Raw genomic sequence first — 15,342 nt, forward strand, 5'->3', positions numbered from 1 at the left:
ATCAACACCTCCCGCAAAGCGAAAAAGTGTTACCTATGTGTCCGGTACGTTCTGTTACCTATGTCTCGGGTCGCTCAGTCAACTATTGCCGCGTGCGATAAAGCGGCGCCAGCCGCCGAATGAGGAGATGTCGGAGGCACCGTCCAAGCCCGCGCCTTCGACCAGAAAACCCTTGGCGGGGGTGCCGTCGTCGAGTTCGACCGTGCCGATGCCGAGCGGAGCCGGAATAGCGGCGACGAAACGGCCGAAAGCCTCAGGCCCAAGCCGCCAGACCTCGACGTCGATCCGCATGCCGCCATCGGCAACGCGGATCAGACCGGGCTTGGGCACGGACTGGCCGGCCACCGCATAGAGCTTGTAAGCGGCGGCGGTCCTGGTCGCGCGCAGGAAGTGCGCGCCGAGCTGGTTGAGCTGGCCGTTGAGCGGCATGCCCGACAGATGCGCGCCGACCACCACCAGGTCGATCATGCCGTCGCATGGCGGCACGGCGGCCGGCCGCGGGCCGGGCTGCGGCCAACCCGTTGCGCCGAGCGGCAGGCCGCTCTGCGCATGCAGGTCGCGGGCGAGCATCGCCGTCAGCGCATCGCGGCCGGCCGGCGCCAAGAACGTGACGCTCATCGTTAGGCCGTCGCCGCGTTTGCCTGTCGGCACGGCGACGCCGCACATATCGAGCAAGTTGACGAAGTTGGTGTAGGTGCCAAGCCGGCTGTTGGTGGCGACCGGATCGGCAAGCACCGCGGCTGTGGTGTAATGCGTAGGCGGTCGGCACGCAGAATAGGTCGACCGAGGCGACGACCGGGGCGAGCTTCGCCTTGTAGGCCTGCAAGGCATAGAGGCCGCGAAAGGCGTCGGCCGCCGAAAGGCTTCTGGCGCCGCCGATGATCTTGCGGGTCACCGGATGCATGGCGGCCTCGTTGGCGTCCATGAAGTCGCTGATCGCCGCGTAGCGCTCGGCGACCCAGGCGCCCTCGTAGAGAAGATTGGCGGTGGCGTAGAAATCGCTGAACGGAATTTCGACCAGCCGGCAGCCAAGCGTTTCCAGAAGGCCAAGTGCTGCCTCGAAGCCGGCCTGCACGGGGCGTCGCCGAAGAACTTCAGGAGCACCTCGCCTCGATGTTCGAGAGCATGGCCGAGCTGGAAGGCATATGCGCGCGCTTCTGCGCCGAGCGCATGGCCGGCAGCGAGCGCCGCGCGCTCGAGACCGAGCATCGGGCCTCGGCGCGGCTGGTACGGCTGGGTGCCGAGGAAGACTATGAGTACTTCAACACCGAGTTCCACAGCCGGCTCTATCGCGGTGCCCACAGCACGCACATCTACGAGTTGACCGCGATGACGCGCAGCCGGCTGGCCCCCTTTCGCCGGGCCCAGTTCAGGCTGGCCGGACGCCTGGCGAAATCCTGGCAGGAGCACGACGCCATCGTCACCGCGATCCTGCGTGGCGATGGCCCAGCTGCGGGCAAGGCCGCCATGGAACACGTGTCCATCGTCAGTGAAGCGAGCGCCGTGTTTGTCGTTGACGACCAGGCGCGAGCCGCGCCGCTACACCCTTAGAGGCATATCGAGAAGAAATGGTTCCACCCGGCCGCACTGCGCCCATTGGCCTGGTCGCAGCCAGGGCCGGAATCCGCTTTCAGGGTCGATTGATTGCGCGGCCGCCGTCGCGATCGACGTCCTTGGGTGCGTATTCGCCTGCATTGACGTCGAAGCCGGTCCAGCCATCCGCCTCGTACATCCTACGGCGTTCAGCCAGGTCGACCGATCGAGACTGACCCAAAATCTCCTCGGCATTCGGCACGAGTTCGTCGTCCACCTTGGCCGTCACCAAGGTGCCGCCGCGGCGTACACCTTCCGCATAGATGTGCGCATCGCGCTCGGGCACGCCCGACTCTGTCAGACCGCCGATAATGCCGCCGGCCGCTCCACCAGCCACGGCGCCGGCAACCGCCCCCGCGGCGGTGGCGGCGAGCCATCCGGCGGCGACCACCGGGCCGACACCCGGGATGGCCATGACGCCCAGCCCCGTGAGCAGGCCCCCGGCACCGCCGATCACAGCTCCGATTCCCGCGCCGCTGCCAGCGTCTTCGGCGGCCTCGGAACGGTTTGCCTCATACCAGTCATCCGAGTTGTTGGCGACGATGCTGATATTGGAATGTGGGACGCCCGTCGCCTCGAGCTCGCCGACCGCATCGGCCGCGTCGTCATAATTGTCGAACAGTCCGGTTACCGTCTTCATGTGATTTCTCCTGATCCATGCTCACTTGCTCGAGGCAACGACGTTGCCCTGGTAGTCGACCCCTACGTTGAGGTTTTCGCCTCCTTTGGCCGCCTGGCCGCGCCAGATGCCCTGGTCGTCCTTGGTAAGCTTCGATACGTTCGAATATCCCGCATTCTCGATCCGGCTCTTGGCCTGGGCTTCGGTGAAGCTGTTTGCGCCGGGGACGAGAGCGGCGGCGTTGGGAATATTGTCGGTCTTCACCGCCGGCGTTGTCGCTCCCGTGATGGCGTCTTGCCTGGCGGCGATCTTCTCGATCGTCTGCTGGTGCATCTTCAACGTACCGACCGTTTGCTGGGCAAAAGTCTTGAGTGCGGCGTTGTCACCGCCGCTGGCATAATTTTCAAACAGCTTGACGGCGTCGTCATGCGCGTTGCGCTGCAGGTCGACGTAAGCCGGATCCATCGGCCCCTGCGCATTCTTGAGCTTGTCCAGATCGCCCTGGTGCTGGGCATCGAGCGCCGGCGGTACTTTCAGTTTCTGTTCGCCCGCGATCGCTTCCAGCTTGGCGTTGGCGGCGCCGTGGTCCCGGATCATCATCTGGGCAAAATCCTTGATGCGTTGGTCCTGAACCTTGTCCAGGGCAATCTGGCTCGAGTCGACCTCGAACTTGCCGCCGACGGCAGCCTTGTCGACGAAATCCTGGGCACTGTCGGCAGCAAAGGCGGGCATTGCGAGAACAGTGCAAGCAACTGCGAAGGAGGCGAGAAGATGTCGTGTTTTCATCGGCTTTGTCCTTGTCGGTGAGCGAATTTGCGTTGCGACCTAACAAGCCGGGATGCGCTTTGTTCCCCCATCGAGACGGCATGCCAGCGGACCATTCAGCGGCAAAATCCGTGAAGGAGCCGTCGGGCGTGGCTGCAAAAAAACGCCGTGAAAAACGAGTGATTCCAGGCATCGCTATTCCAACGCCAGGTACGCTGGAACAAATCGGCCGTCGCGGAGTTAGCGTGCGGTCTGCGCGGCTCGTCCTTGGGCAGGCATTGTAAAGCAACGGGGCAGGTCTTGGAGGGGCAGGTGCGTGCGGGCCATTTCAGAAAGCCGATCATCATTCAACCTGGCCGCATTGACCGAGACAGGGTCGTGGTCTCTGTGTCCGATGCCGCTGAAGTGCTGCTGCGGGACTGGCCAGAGCCGAAATCCGAAATGCGTCTTGCCGCGCTCAGGGCGTGCCTTGCCGTGATGCGTGGCGAAAAGCCTCCAAAGATCGCAAGACAGGCGTTCATCGTTGCGGCCAAGGACGCCAGGATTCTGCTCGAGCAAATATAGCCGTCTCAAAACCACCGCTGCCGATTTGGCAGAGTTTGGTTCGAAAGAGAGAGGTCATGGCCAAGATGTCAGATCCTACCCCTGCCTCTGCCAGAGGCGAGATTGAGGCGGGAGCGACGCAGGACAAAACGCCAGGCTTCGATCCCGCCATTGTCCCGCTGGAGACCGACGCCGAGGCGGCCGACACACAAAATCCGGTCGCTGGAGCAGAGCCGCCACGTTCCCGGCCAAAATTCGAGAACGACGCCAGCTTCGCCAATGCGATGCGGCCGATCGAAAGCGAACCGGAACTGCGGCCTCGCGGCAACTGGCCGCTGTTTGTCATTGCAGCTGTCGTTTTGATAGCCGCCGCGGTCTTTCTGGCCGTGAGCATGCTGCGCTGAAAATATTCACGACGATGCGCGGCGGCGACCTATTCGCGACGATCGGGTGCGCTCTTCATGCCGGAGAGTTCGGTCATCGGGCACAGCAGCCGCGGGCGCGCCGGGTCGGAGATGTCGAGCTTGTCCCAAGGGATGCGGTACAGACCATCGCGGCGGCGCAGCCGAAACAGATCGAGCACCGCCACGCCTATGGCCGACGCAGAAAGACGCTCGAAAGCAGCGTGGATGCCGACGTGGAATTCGGTAACGACGAAATCGTCGCCATCCCGTTCGGCGCGGATTTCCTCGATGTAGCCGATGCTCTTGCCTCGCTGCGACAGCACGCGTCGCCCAGCCAGACGTTCGAGATTGACGGTGGTCATCATCAAGCTCCCGGAATGCGCCCGATGATATGATCGCGCAACCAGTCCTGCCAGGCGAAGATCGACGTCTGACGCACATCCACATCGAACTCGATGTCGGTGCCGATATCCCTCACCTTGTGCCAGGCGATCCGATGCGGCTCGCCATGGCGCTTGCCACCCAGCTTTGCCGCGAGTCGCGCCATCCATCGCCCAGGTCTCGCGCCGAGGCGGCGCGCCAAAGTGATGGAGCCGAGTTCGATCGCAATGATTCTTGGCGGCTTGCCCTGCCGCAACTCCGCCACCAGCCCATCGATCTTGCCGATCTTGACCTGTTCGCGGTCAACCACCTGCTTGTCCAGGAGATCACGCAGCAATTTCATCATGTGCCTCCGAATATTTGCAGCGGGATCGTCACCACGGCCAGCACAAAGCCGAGCGCGATGATGAAGATCACCGCAGCGTTGGAGAGAATGCCGTTGCGATGCTCGCCGACGTAGCGTTTGTCGTTCAGCAGAAACAGGAATGGAACCACGGTTAGCGGCAGGCTGGCCGCCGTCAGCGCCATGGAAAAGATGGTGAGCCTCAGCGGATCGAGACCAAGCATGATGGGGATGGCGGCAAGAAACAACGATACCGTGTACACCGCGCTGAACCCTGGGTTGTTGCGCGGCTTGCGGTCCTCGCCCCACGTCCAGCCGAAGCCTTGAGCCACGAGGTAAGCCTGCTGCAGCCCGACTTCGAGCGTAGCGCCGAAGCAGGCAATGGCGAGAGAGGCTACGAACAGGACGAAACCCCAGAAGCCGAATACCGGGATCAGCATCAACGGCAACTGGTGATAATCGTCCACCTGGTCGATGCCGTGCGTCGCCAGCACGAGGGCGGCCACGATCAGCACGCCGACCGAAATGGTGCCGCCGAAAGACATCCCCAGTCCCGCTATGGCCCGATTGGCACCGAGATAGCTCTTGTCCCACTGGTCCTCGATGGCCCCGGAGGAATAGAACATGAACAGGTACGGCGATATCGAAGCGCCGAGAATGCTGACCGCCATGAACCAGTAACTGGCGGTGTCGTGGGCTGGCAGCGAAGGCACGGCGCCAGCAGCGACCGCTGTCCAGTCGGGTTTCAGCATCACGGCCGCGACGACGAAACACAAGGTCACCAGGCCGAGCATCGACACGCCTTTCTCGATGAGGCCGAAGGTGCCTTTCCAGAGCAGGAGCCACGCCAGAAAAGCCACCGGCAGCGCCCACCACTGGAAGCCTATGCCGGTGGCAAGTTCGAGTGCGATGGCAACGCCGCCGATCTCGGCGGAGAGCACCATGAGACTGAGCAAGAAGGTGGCAAGCAACGGCCACACAAAGACGTTGAAACCAAATCTCTCGCGAATGCCATCGCAGATCGTGTGATGGCTCACCGCCGCGAACCTGCCGGCCATTTCCACCAGAAAGATGATGCAGATGGTGCCGAGCACCACGGCCCAGATCAGTTGGAAACCGAAAGTCGCGCCTGCCTGCGCCGCCGTCGCCATCGATCCGACTTCGAGGAAGCCGCCAACGCTGGTAACGACGCCGAGCGATATTTCCACGAGCTTCTTCATGGCTTCGGCGCGAAATATTTTGCATAGGCGGCGGCAAGCGAGCGCGAGGCCAGTTGAAGATCCTGTTTTGCTTTTTGGACCCCCGCTCGATTGCCTGCCTGCAATCCCGCCCCGGCGTGAGCCACCGCGACCGACAGATCCTTGACCGCTGTCGCCAATGCAGCCTGCTCGGCGGGTTCGGCCGTTTCGGCCGATCGGATTTGCGCCTCGGCATCGGCCAGTGTCTTGCCGGCCGATTGCAGCGTGCCGGCGGTGTATGCGAACGGCGCCGCACCGCTTGTCCAGGCATCGAGCACCATCAACACGGTCTGTGCGGCGGATGCCGCAGTTTGTGATTGCTGCTCGATCCGATCGGAAGACGAGCATCCCGCCGAAACGCCCAGAAGCAACAGGACGCACAGATAATCCAGCCTGAGATGACGGCCACTGAAGGTCAAAGCCGGCGTTTGGTGCGCCACAGCAACAGTCTCCCCGCAACCGAAGCGAATCGTGATCGGCATGAATTGATCTAGAGTGCCCCGTGTGCCCGTCAATTAATGATCGCACGGGTGCCATCGCAAGACATGGACCGTGACAGGGGACCGCCGGCCACGATTGAAACCAACTCAAGCGGAACAAACGATCGCTTGCGGTATTTGGAATACGAGGCGAACCGACCTCAACCCGTCCTGATCACCGCATCGACGTGGATGAACTGCTGGCACGGAGGATTCCGCAATCCCTCGTCTCATAGCCTGGATAGTGATCGTGGCGGTCGTGATCATCGCGGCCTGGTTGTGGTTCAGCGGCCACAAAGCGAGCAACGGGAGCCAACCCGCGCCCCACGCGATAGACCAGAACGGCTAGTTCAATCCTGCTCGGCCGCGCCTGGAGGTTTCTCGACCCTGTATTCGTGGACCAGGCCGAGAACCTGACTTCTCACTGTCTCGCGCGCTTCGGGCTGAATGAAAGGCATCAGCCGCTCGACGGTGTCGACGACCGCACGCGGCAGATCCGCAACGGCATCGGTAAGCGCGCTGCCATGTTCATACATGTTGTCCGTCAGCTTCTTGTCCAGATCGGAAAGTATGCCCATCACCACACTCCATGTCCGTGTCACCCTCTGATAATGGGCAGTCCGGCGGAGATGTTCCGCACAGGGCGCCAGCACCCAGACGGCTGGGACATCGTTTCCGCTGAGCGCTTCACCGCAAGGTCGTCTGGCCCGGGTCGCGTCGTCTGGCTTTCGGTGGAATGAGCCTGCCGGCATTGGCACGTAACCCCCTGACGAATTCTTCCAGATAAGGGAGCAATTCGAAAAGCAGGATCACGGCCATCACGCAGACGATATAAGTCACCGGCAGCGGCTGCGATTTCCAGGCAAAATCAAAGCGCGCGGTTTCCCGTCCTGCCCCGAACAATGCGAGAAACTGTCCCCAATGAAGGGACACGACGCTGACCAGCCCCATCAGCGGGATCATCTCCAGAAAGCTGTGCACATGCTGTTCGATCGGCGTTACCGTGCGCGCCGATGTGGCGTAGCGAACGTCCCACATCGCGGTGGCCTCATGAATGAAGAAGGTGACGATCATGATGGCTATGACCAGGGCGTTCACGTCGAGGAACATGGCGGCAAGCAGCGGTATGCCGACCTCGATGAACATCAGGAGATGGATCAACGATTCCTTGGCGCCGGTCGTCGATTCGATATGCGAAGCGCGATGGCAGAGCCAGTCTGCAAAACCAGCGACCAACCAGACCGGGAGAAGAAAATACATCAGGATCAGAACGGTGGGATCTGACAGCACAACGTCCTCTCGTCCGAGTTCATATGAAGGATAGCGACACTGGTGAGCCAAGCTGGGGTTGTTGGTAGCGGTCGATCACTGCTGCCCCGGCATTTCGGTATTTTCCTTGGGATTTTTCTGGACGCCCGCAGCCGGTGAAGTATCCGCGGGAGCGTTGCCGCCCTGGTTCTGCTCAGGCGCCCGTTTCAGGGGCGAGGTGCGCCAGCCCATGTCAACGTAGTGAAAGCCGATCAGGAAACCGATGATAATGACCGCGGCTATCGCCAGCGAGATTACCGCGTTGCGTCGCTCCATCGTGCTGCTCCCTTCGCTTGCCGAACAGCCAATGACCAAAATAGTTCCACACGCAGGCGCGAAGCGATGCCGAGGCACCGGTTATCGTTCGCTTGGCAAGCGCGGCCGAATTGCACCAGCGACGTTCGCTTCACGGACTCGGGAACAATCAAGCAGGGGCGAGGTTTGGTATTGGCATTCGCAAGGACGACCGTCATGGAACCCGCCGTTACCGATCATGTCGAAATCAAGAAATACGACCACCCGACGGGCGGATGGGGGTCCCTGTCCTCCTTGATCCGCAAGGCATATGGCGAAGGCCTGCTGATGTCGGGAATATGGAGCACGCTGCTCAAGCAGAACAAGGCAGACGGCTACATGTGCGTTTCCTGCTCATGGGCCAAGCCAGCGGAGCCGCGGCCCTTCGAGTTTTGCGAAAATGGCGCCAAGGCCACCATGTGGGATCAGACGAAGCTGCGTTGCGGTCCAGACTTCTTCGCACGGCATTCGGTCACCGACCTGCTCGATTGGCCGGATCGCGACCTGGAAAAGCAAGGCAGGCTCACGGATCCGCTGCGCTACAACGCTGTCACCGATCGCTATGAGCCGATTTCCTGGGATGAAGCCTTTGCCGAGATCGGCATGGAACTTCGGCGGCTCGATCCGAAGTCGGTCGTCTTCTACACATCCGGCCGCGCCTCGCTGGAAGCTTCATTCATGTATCAGCTCTTCGCCCGCATCTACGGTTCGTCGAACCTGCCCGATTCTTCCAACATGTGTCACGAATCGACCTCGGTCGGGCTTCCCGAGTCGATCGGCTCGCCGGTTGGGACCGTGCAGCTCGAAGACTTTTCCAAATGCGACATGATGTTCTTCTTCGGCCACAACACCGGCGTGACGGCGCCGCGGCTGTTGCACCCGCTGCAGGAGGCTCGCCAACGCGACGTGCCGGTGTTCACCTTCAACCCCTTGCCGGAGCGAGGGCTCAAGCGCTTCAAGAATCCGCAGGATCCCGTCGAGATGTTGTCGCCAGGCCCCGGCACCAAGATGTCCAGCGACTTCTTCCAGGTCCGCAGCGGCGGCGACATTGCCGCAATGACCGGGATTGCCAAGGCGGTGCTGGCACTCGACGACGCGGCTCGGGAGAATGGAAATTCGCGTGTCCTCGATGTCGAGTTCCTTGCCGAACACACGCATGGTTTTGCTGAGTTCGAAGCCTATTTACGCGCTGCCGAGTGGAAAGACATCGTCACACGGTCGGGCATCGCGCGAGCGGATCTGGAGCATGTGGCTGAAGTCTACGGCCGCTCCAATGCGGTGATCGGCAATTACGGGATGGGCCTGACGCAGCACAGGCATGGCACCGAGAACGTTCAGATGCTTTGCAATCTGCTGCTGATGCGTGGCAACATCGGAAAGCCCGGCGCCGGCATTTCGCCGCTGCGTGGTCACTCCAACGTCCAGGGCCAGCGCACCGTCGGCATATCTGAAAAACCTGAGCTCGTTCCACTCGACAAATTCGCGGAATTCTATGCTTTCGAGCCCCCGCGCGAAAAAGGCCTCGATACGGTCGAGACCTGCGAAGGCGTCATTGCCGGCTCCGTGAAGGGCTTTATCGGCCTGGGGGGTAATTTCGTGCGCGCCGTGCCTGAAACCGGCCTGGTCGAGAAAGCCTGGCGGGGACTTGGCCTGCATGTCGAGATCGCGACCAAGCTCAACCGCAGTCATCTCATCCCCGGGGCGGTAACTTATCTGTTGCCTTGCCTGTCGCGGCTGGAGAGAGACCGCCAGGAAAGCGGCGATCAGACGGTTTCCGTGGAGGATTCCACCGCCTGCATCCATGGCTCCTTCGGATCGCGCCCGCCAGCTTCGCCAAATCTGCTTTCAGAGCCGAAGATCGTCGCCGAGCTGGCCAAAGCTACCGTACCGGGCACGAGCTCGATTCCTTGGGACGGGTGGGTTGCCGACTATTCCCGCATTCGCGATGAGATCGAACGCTGCATCCCTCAGCATTTTCGCCAGTTCAACAAACGGTTCCTGACGCCGGGAGGCTTTCATCGCGACATCAAGGCGTCGAAGCGAATTTGGGAGACGCCGAACAAGATGGCCAATTTCAAGCTGCCGACGACGCTCGAGACGAATCCCGACATCGATGTATCCGGGTACAAGGTCCTGACGCTGATAACGGTGCGTTCCAATGACCAGTTCAACACAACTGTCTACGGTTATGATGACAGGCTGCGCGGCATCCATGGCACACGCATGGTCTTGCTGATGAACGAGGCCGACATCCAACGGTTCGGATTGACCGCGGGGCAGCAGATCGATCTCGAAACCCATGCGGATGACGGTGTCGAGCGGCGCGTCCGGGGCTTGCGCGTGACATCCTATTCGGTGCCTGAAGGCAACTGCGCCGGCTATTATCCAGAACTCAACCCTCTGGTGCCCCTCTGGCACCGCGCCAAGAAAGCCCACGTTCCCGCCGTTAAGTCCGTTCCAGTCAGAATTATTGGCTGAAACCAGACAGGCGTCGCTTCGTATTTTCCCGGCGGCGTCACAAACCCGGACAAGCAGCGGCCCACCTGGACCGGATGGCTCTTAACCGCCAGGCGGCTTGGGCGATGCCGGCTGCGTTGGCTGCGTGCCTTGCTGGTCCCCGCCAGTACTGGTCTGTGGTGTCGGATTGGTGTCCGTCGCCGGATTCTTGTCGACAGGCTGGCTGTTCGTCGTATCCGTCTTGGATTTGACGGGGTCGGCATTGTTGTTGCACGCCGCCAAGGCGAGCAATGCCGATGCCGCACACAGTGACCATAAGGCTCTCATACTGACTTTTCCCCAATGAGTTCGGGTGAAGTAGCCGACAAGTGACCTATTCGATCGAACCGCACGGAAAGTCCCTGTTTGACCGCACTTCGGGCCAGCAAATGATCGAGTTCGGTATCTTCGATCGGGCTGCGAACCACCTGACGGATGGCCTGGCACGCCAGCTCGGTCGAGACAAAATCATACCTCCTGCTTCTGGCGAGAACATATTGTTCGACCAGCATCTTCACGCGCCTGAGCGCGATTTCATCGGCATAGTGCATTTCGGTTCTCCTGCGCGCCGAACTGCCGAACGAGTGGGTTGTTCCGCCCGAATTCAAAACACGATCGCTCGGCTGACGGAAAAGCCCGCGCCTCCCGGCAAGGGAGCGCGCGGGCTGATCAGGCTGAGGGGAACCCGATCTTGCAGCGTCAAACAAGGGGAGCGACGACGCCGCACGACACCGAACCTGCATCGACGTCAGTTGTTCCACTTCGCCTTATTCGAGTTGCTCGCGCCTGAACGGAAGATCCGCTTTTGGCCAAGGTCCAGAACGGCGCGATCGACGCGTCCTTCGTGATCACGCATGGGGCCAACCTCGAAGCCGTATCCGATCTCTGCAAGACGTTTGCAGCCGCATGGCTGGGACATCCACACGGGCACAAGAACCGCTCCGTCCTTACTCGTGCCGCCCTCGGCAGCGTGGTGTCGTTGCGGTCGCGGAACTTTCGATCGCGCCGACGATTGACCTGCCTACATGAGATGTTTTCCCTTGCAAGGAAGGAGCCACAATGACCAAGGAAGGTTCAACCTCGAAACCCGCCGTCCGATCGCCGAATGCCGGTGGCCTGCCGCACCCAAGGCGGGATGCCAAAGCAACGGATGCCGGCGCAAAGCCGGTGACGCCAAAGACCGCCGGCGCATCCCGGCCGTCGAGCGTTCCGCTGGATAATCCGGTCACCAATCGAAATGCCGGCCGGCCACGCCAGGCGAGTACCACGCCCCGGCCTACCGACAAGCCGCTGGATTGATCGCGACCGGCTGGCTTGAAATCACGACCGTTTCTTGGCTGCGCGAAGCGACGCAAGGTCAGCCACGGCAGTGAGGATGGCCGCCTCGCTTGCTGGTTTTGCAACGAATTTGCAGTTTCGAAACGGGACAGGAACATCACGCTCCCCAAATCCCGTTACGAACGCGAACGGAGTGCCGCGAGCCAGCAAGACTTCCGCGACCGGCAGGCTCGTTTCACCGTTGAGCTGAATATCCAGCAACGCCAGGTCGACCTTGTCCGCCTCGACAAGTTGAAGCGCGGCGGCAACGGACGAAACAGGGCCGACCACGGGATAGCCCGCTGCAAGCAAGTCAGACGCGACGTCCTCTGCGATCAGCCACTCGTCCTCGACCACCAGAACGTGCGGTCTGTCGCTCATGGCGCTTCTCTATGGTTTGCCGAAAAAGCGATCTGAACCTCGAGACCGTCCTTGCGGAAGGAGGTCTCGACATCGCCGCCGAGCCTGTAGCCGATTTCCCCCTTCAACAGGTTCAGGCCAAAGCCATTGTTCAACGGCTCCCTGACGGGAGGGCCGTCCTTTTCGCGCCAGCCAAGCGTAAAATTGTCGCCATCCATCGCCCATTTGACGCCGATCCTGCCTCGGGGCTTGGACAAGGCGCCATACTTGGCCGCATTGGTGGCCAGTTCATGAATGGCCATGCTGAGGGAAAGCCCTTGTTGCGGGCCGAGTTTAACGTCGTCGCCATCGAGTTCGATCCGTTCGATGCCGAACGGCTCGAGTTCCTGGTGGAGCAATTCCTTGACCGAAGCCTCTTTCCACTTCTCGCGGGTCAGCAGTCCGTAGGCCCGGGACATGGCGTGCAGCCGACCGATCAACGCGTCCGCGAACTCTTCCTTCGTATCGGAACTGTCCCGCATGCGGTTGGCGATGCTGGCGATCACCGCGAGCATATTCTTGACGCGATGGTTGAGCTCCGAGATGAGCACCTGCTGATGCTCTTCCGCCCGCGCCAGGGTGGTAACGTCGACCAGTGTCACCACGACGCCCTGTATCCTGTTGCCCTTGTCCCGATAGGGGTTGATGCGGACCATGTGAAACAGGCCCCTGGAATCGCGCGCAAGATGGTGGTTCAGGGTCTCGCCTGTCTCGAACACCTTGTCGATGTGCTGCTTCAACTCGGGATAATCGAGTTGGCTCGACAGATCCGTCAACGGCCGGCCGACGTCGGAGGGGCGCAGGCTGAAGAAGGACGAGGCCGCCGGCGTGAAGGTTCGCACCACAAGACTGCGGTCGAGAAAAATGGTCGCGATATCGGTGCTTTCGAACAGGTTCCGCAGATCGCTGTTGGCGTGATCGAGCTCTTCTATCTTGCTGGTCAACTCCGCGTTGATCGTGTTGAGCTCCTCGTTGAGCGACTGCATCTCCTCCTTGGACGCTTCGAGTTCCTCATTGGTGGATTGCGCCTCTTCATTGACGGAGACGAGTTCCTCGTTCGAGGATTTCACCTCTTCGAGCGCCGTCTCGTATTCCTCGATGGTGGATTGAAGGCGCTCTCTTGTGTCGCGCAGCTCCCGCTCGAGATCGGCGGTGCTGTCGCTGTCACGACTGCCGCCGTCCTCATCGGATCGGGCCTGCGTCGGTCCCGACGGCTCGAAGAGCACAAGGTAAAGCGGCTCACCATTGCCCCTCTCGGCGAGCGGCTCGATCGTCAGCCTGATCGGTTGTACGCGTTCGTCGTCTTCCTCGACAGCGAGGTTATCCCGCACGACCGTGCGGCGTGTCGTCGTCGCCTCCCTCAATGCGGCGCGCAGATCCAGCCGAAGCCCGCGGCGCGCCATCGTCAGCAACTGCCGGCTGGGAATACCTTGCGGCGCTTCGAGGAATCTGCCGGTCCTCGCCGAATAGTAGACGACGTCGCCTTCGGCATTGACGAGGACATGCGGCGGCGCGAACCGCTCCAGCACCTGCGCCTCGACAGCCTGGCGCAGCGGATAGCCGACAGTTCCCTTCTTCAAGCCAGCGGTTTCGGCGGGAAAAACGCCGGAAGGAACATCTCCGATCAGGGCCGGCAGCCTGATGTGCGGCGAAACATGCTCCCGTGCCTGGAAGAGGCGATGTTTCTTGTCGACGGTGGCAAACAGATTTTCGTGCTGCCCGACGCTCTCAGAGGTGCCGAGGAAAAGATAACCACCGGGCTTCAGCGAATAGTGGAAGACAGGAAGAACGCGGCTTTGAATGGCTGGGCCGAAATAGATCAACAGGTTACGGCACGAAACCAGATCCATGCGCGAGAAGGGCGGATCGCGAATGACGCTATGTGGCGAGAAGATGCACAGTTCCCGGATCTCGTTGCTGAGGACGTACGTTTCGCCATCGCCGGTGAAAAACCGCTGTTTGCGTTCCGGGGAAAGTCCTTGCATCAACGCTTCGGGATAGCGTGCCGCGCGCGCCACCGCCAGCGCCGGCTCGTCTATGTCGGTCGCGAAAATCTGGACGCGAGGCACGGCCGAAAGCGTTTCCATGTGTTCACGCAGCAGGATGCCGATGGAGAACACCTCTTCGCCTGTGGCGCAGCCTGGAATCCAGACCCTGACGGTATCGCTCGCCGTCTTGCCGTCGAACAGCCGCGGGATGATCTTTTGTTCGAGCAATTCGAAGGCGTCGGGATCGCGGAAGAAGTTGGTAACGTTGATCAGCAGATCGCGAAACAGGTTCATCACCTCGCGAGGGTCCTTCTTCAGCCAATCGATATAGGCTCCGATGGACTGAATCTGGGCGATCTGCATGCGCCGCTTGATCCGGCGCAGGAAGGTCTTGGTTTTATAACCTGAAAAGTCATGACCGGAGTGGCTGCGCAAGATCCCGTATATCTGTTCGCGGACCTGATCTATGTCGGCCGTATGAACGTCCTCTTCGTTCGTCAGCCCGTCCAGCGCGTCGAAGCCGCGGGCGTAAGCCTCCAGCTTCGCCCCAATCTCCTCGGCAGGCACGGCGACGTCGATGAGCCCGCTGGCAATGGCGCTCTGCGGCATGTCGGGATTGCGCGGACCGTAGCCGTCAGCCGCTTGCGCCACGGTGAGCCCGCCCCGCTCCTTGATGGCCTTGACGCCCAAGGTTCCATCGGAATCGCCGCCCGACAGAATGACGCCGACCGCATATTCGCCCTGGTCCTCGGCCAGTGCGCTGAAGAAGATATCGACGGGTTTACGCTCTTGGGTAAGCCCATTGGGCCGCCTAAGGTGCAGCACGCCCTTCTCGATGACGACAGTGACGTTTTCCGGCATCACATAGACGTGGTCGGGTTCGACAGCCATGCCGTCCTCGACCACCATGACAGGCATCTCGGTATAGCGGTCGATAACCTCATGCAGCAGGCTGTTGCGCTTGGGACTGAGGTGCGTGATGATCACGAACGCCATTCTTGGCTGACCGGCGATGCCCTTGAACAGCCCTTCCATCGCGGGAATGCCACCCGCGGACGCGCCGACGCCGACGATGGGGAACTTGATTGATTGCGCTGTCACGGCATATCCCTCTTCCCCCGACCCGACATGAACTCCCTCAAGGTCGGTTCGGACAGGACATAACCATATAGCGC

Annotated in this window: 15 protein-coding genes and 2 pseudogenes; 4 read left to right on the forward strand and 13 right to left on the reverse strand. The window is 61.2% G+C overall.

The window, feature by feature from the left end; translation table 11 throughout:
• Positions 1-78: 78 nt before the first annotated feature.
• Positions 79-1,098: pseudogene (locus FJ941_RS29355) on the reverse strand (amidase family protein); the annotation flags it as partial.
• Here FJ941_RS29355 and FJ941_RS06220 point away from each other — a divergent pair.
• A pseudogene (locus FJ941_RS06220) lies at positions 1,096-1,551 on the forward strand (FCD domain-containing protein); the annotation flags it as partial. The pseudogenes FJ941_RS29355 and FJ941_RS06220 sit on opposite strands and share 3 nt — an antisense overlap.
• A gap of 79 nt (positions 1,552-1,630) precedes the next feature.
• On the opposite strand, the gene FJ941_RS06225 reads toward FJ941_RS06220, so the two are convergent.
• Complete coding sequence (locus FJ941_RS06225; RefSeq protein WP_140503977.1) at positions 1,631-2,233, reverse strand: general stress protein; 603 nt, start codon at positions 2,231-2,233, stop codon at positions 1,631-1,633.
• 21 nt (positions 2,234-2,254) lie between these two features.
• Positions 2,255-2,998, reverse strand: coding sequence for a DUF4142 domain-containing protein (locus FJ941_RS06230; protein ID WP_140503979.1), 744 nt, complete (start codon positions 2,996-2,998; stop codon positions 2,255-2,257).
• A 291-nt stretch (positions 2,999-3,289) separates the two neighbouring features.
• Here FJ941_RS06230 and FJ941_RS06235 point away from each other — a divergent pair, with 291 nt between their 5' ends.
• Both FJ941_RS06235 and FJ941_RS06240 read left to right on the forward strand, forming a co-directional pair.
• Positions 3,290-3,541, forward strand: coding sequence for a DUF982 domain-containing protein (locus FJ941_RS06235; RefSeq protein ID WP_140503981.1), 252 nt, complete (start codon positions 3,290-3,292; stop codon positions 3,539-3,541).
• A 56-nt stretch (positions 3,542-3,597) separates the two neighbouring features.
• Entirely contained in the window at positions 3,598-3,924 is a 327-nt protein-coding gene (locus FJ941_RS06240) for a hypothetical protein (RefSeq protein WP_140503983.1), read from the forward strand.
• Positions 3,925-3,953: 29 nt separating this feature from the next.
• Here the strand turns inward: FJ941_RS06240 and FJ941_RS06245 are convergent, their stop codons facing one another.
• The 7 genes from FJ941_RS06245 to FJ941_RS06275 all read right to left on the reverse strand — a co-directional run bounded on the left by FJ941_RS06245 (position 3,954) and on the right by FJ941_RS06275 (position 7,949).
• Positions 3,954-4,286, reverse strand: a complete 333-nt coding sequence (locus FJ941_RS06245) for a hypothetical protein (RefSeq protein ID WP_140503984.1) — start codon at positions 4,284-4,286, stop codon at positions 3,954-3,956.
• 2 nt (positions 4,287-4,288) lie between these two features.
• Positions 4,289-4,648 carry a hypothetical protein gene (locus FJ941_RS06250; RefSeq protein WP_140503986.1) on the reverse strand — a complete coding sequence of 120 codons (360 nt, stop codon included), beginning with the start codon at positions 4,646-4,648 and terminating at the stop codon, positions 4,289-4,291.
• A complete protein-coding gene (locus FJ941_RS06255; RefSeq protein ID WP_140503988.1) occupies positions 4,648-5,868 on the reverse strand; it encodes a divalent metal cation transporter in 1,221 nt (406 codons plus the stop codon). Before FJ941_RS06255 ends, FJ941_RS06250 begins: the two co-directional genes overlap by 1 nt.
• Positions 5,865-6,167 carry a hypothetical protein gene (locus FJ941_RS06260; protein WP_246673709.1) on the reverse strand — a complete coding sequence of 101 codons (303 nt, stop codon included), beginning with the start codon at positions 6,165-6,167 and terminating at the stop codon, positions 5,865-5,867. Before FJ941_RS06260 ends, FJ941_RS06255 begins: the two co-directional genes overlap by 4 nt.
• A gap of 548 nt (positions 6,168-6,715) precedes the next feature.
• Complete coding sequence (locus tag FJ941_RS06265) at positions 6,716-6,943, reverse strand: hypothetical protein (protein ID WP_181169729.1); 228 nt, start codon at positions 6,941-6,943, stop codon at positions 6,716-6,718.
• Between the two features lie 109 nt (positions 6,944-7,052).
• Positions 7,053-7,655 carry a diguanylate cyclase gene (locus FJ941_RS06270; protein ID WP_140503992.1) on the reverse strand — a complete coding sequence of 201 codons (603 nt, stop codon included), beginning with the start codon at positions 7,653-7,655 and terminating at the stop codon, positions 7,053-7,055.
• Between the two features lie 75 nt (positions 7,656-7,730).
• Positions 7,731-7,949, reverse strand: a complete 219-nt coding sequence (locus FJ941_RS06275; RefSeq protein ID WP_027144351.1) for a hypothetical protein — start codon at positions 7,947-7,949, stop codon at positions 7,731-7,733.
• Between the two features lie 195 nt (positions 7,950-8,144).
• Between FJ941_RS06275 and FJ941_RS06280 the strand changes: the two genes are divergently transcribed.
• Entirely contained in the window at positions 8,145-10,445 is a 2,301-nt protein-coding gene (locus FJ941_RS06280) for an FdhF/YdeP family oxidoreductase (protein WP_140503994.1), read from the forward strand.
• A 302-nt stretch (positions 10,446-10,747) separates the two neighbouring features.
• Here the strand turns inward: FJ941_RS06280 and FJ941_RS06290 are convergent, their stop codons facing one another.
• From FJ941_RS06290 to FJ941_RS06305, 3 genes are all read right to left on the reverse strand, one after another.
• Complete coding sequence (locus tag FJ941_RS06290) at positions 10,748-11,014, reverse strand: hypothetical protein (protein WP_140503996.1); 267 nt, start codon at positions 11,012-11,014, stop codon at positions 10,748-10,750.
• A gap of 769 nt (positions 11,015-11,783) precedes the next feature.
• Entirely contained in the window at positions 11,784-12,161 is a 378-nt protein-coding gene (locus FJ941_RS06300; RefSeq protein ID WP_140503998.1) for a response regulator, read from the reverse strand.
• Positions 12,158-15,268: a CheR family methyltransferase gene (locus tag FJ941_RS06305; protein ID WP_140504010.1), complete on the reverse strand. Its 3,111-nt coding sequence runs from the start codon at positions 15,266-15,268 to the stop codon at positions 12,158-12,160. Before FJ941_RS06305 ends, FJ941_RS06300 begins: the two co-directional genes overlap by 4 nt.
• Positions 15,269-15,342 lie beyond the last annotated feature (74 nt).

Source organism: Mesorhizobium sp. B2-3-13, from assembly GCF_006442195.1.
Classification (GTDB): Bacteria; Pseudomonadota; Alphaproteobacteria; order Rhizobiales; family Rhizobiaceae; genus Mesorhizobium; species Mesorhizobium salmacidum.

What these genes read in the sequence shown, in the direction of transcription:
- FJ941_RS06300 (WP_140503998.1), bottom strand. Translation starts at nt 12,161, where the DNA reads ATGAGCGACAGACCGCACGTTCTGGTGGTCGAGGACGAGTGGCTGATC.
- FJ941_RS06265 (WP_181169729.1), bottom strand. Translation starts at nt 6,943, where the DNA reads ATGGGCATACTTTCCGATCTGGACAAGAAGCTGACGGACAACATGTAT.
- FJ941_RS06275 (WP_027144351.1), bottom strand. Translation starts at nt 7,949, where the DNA reads ATGGAGCGACGCAACGCGGTAATCTCGCTGGCGATAGCCGCGGTCATT.
- FJ941_RS06240 (WP_140503983.1), top strand. Translation starts at nt 3,598, where the DNA reads ATGGCCAAGATGTCAGATCCTACCCCTGCCTCTGCCAGAGGCGAGATT.
- FJ941_RS06230 (WP_140503979.1), bottom strand. Translation starts at nt 2,998, where the DNA reads ATGAAAACACGACATCTTCTCGCCTCCTTCGCAGTTGCTTGCACTGTT.
- FJ941_RS06280 (WP_140503994.1), top strand. Translation starts at nt 8,145, where the DNA reads ATGGAACCCGCCGTTACCGATCATGTCGAAATCAAGAAATACGACCAC.
- FJ941_RS06245 (WP_140503984.1), bottom strand. Translation starts at nt 4,286, where the DNA reads ATGACCACCGTCAATCTCGAACGTCTGGCTGGGCGACGCGTGCTGTCG.
- FJ941_RS06250 (WP_140503986.1), bottom strand. Translation starts at nt 4,648, where the DNA reads ATGAAATTGCTGCGTGATCTCCTGGACAAGCAGGTGGTTGACCGCGAA.
- FJ941_RS06255 (WP_140503988.1), bottom strand. Translation starts at nt 5,868, where the DNA reads ATGAAGAAGCTCGTGGAAATATCGCTCGGCGTCGTTACCAGCGTTGGC.
- FJ941_RS06290 (WP_140503996.1), bottom strand. Translation starts at nt 11,014, where the DNA reads ATGCACTATGCCGATGAAATCGCGCTCAGGCGCGTGAAGATGCTGGTC.
- FJ941_RS06225 (WP_140503977.1), bottom strand. Translation starts at nt 2,233, where the DNA reads ATGAAGACGGTAACCGGACTGTTCGACAATTATGACGACGCGGCCGAT.
- FJ941_RS06260 (WP_246673709.1), bottom strand. Translation starts at nt 6,167, where the DNA reads ATGGTGCTCGATGCCTGGACAAGCGGTGCGGCGCCGTTCGCATACACC.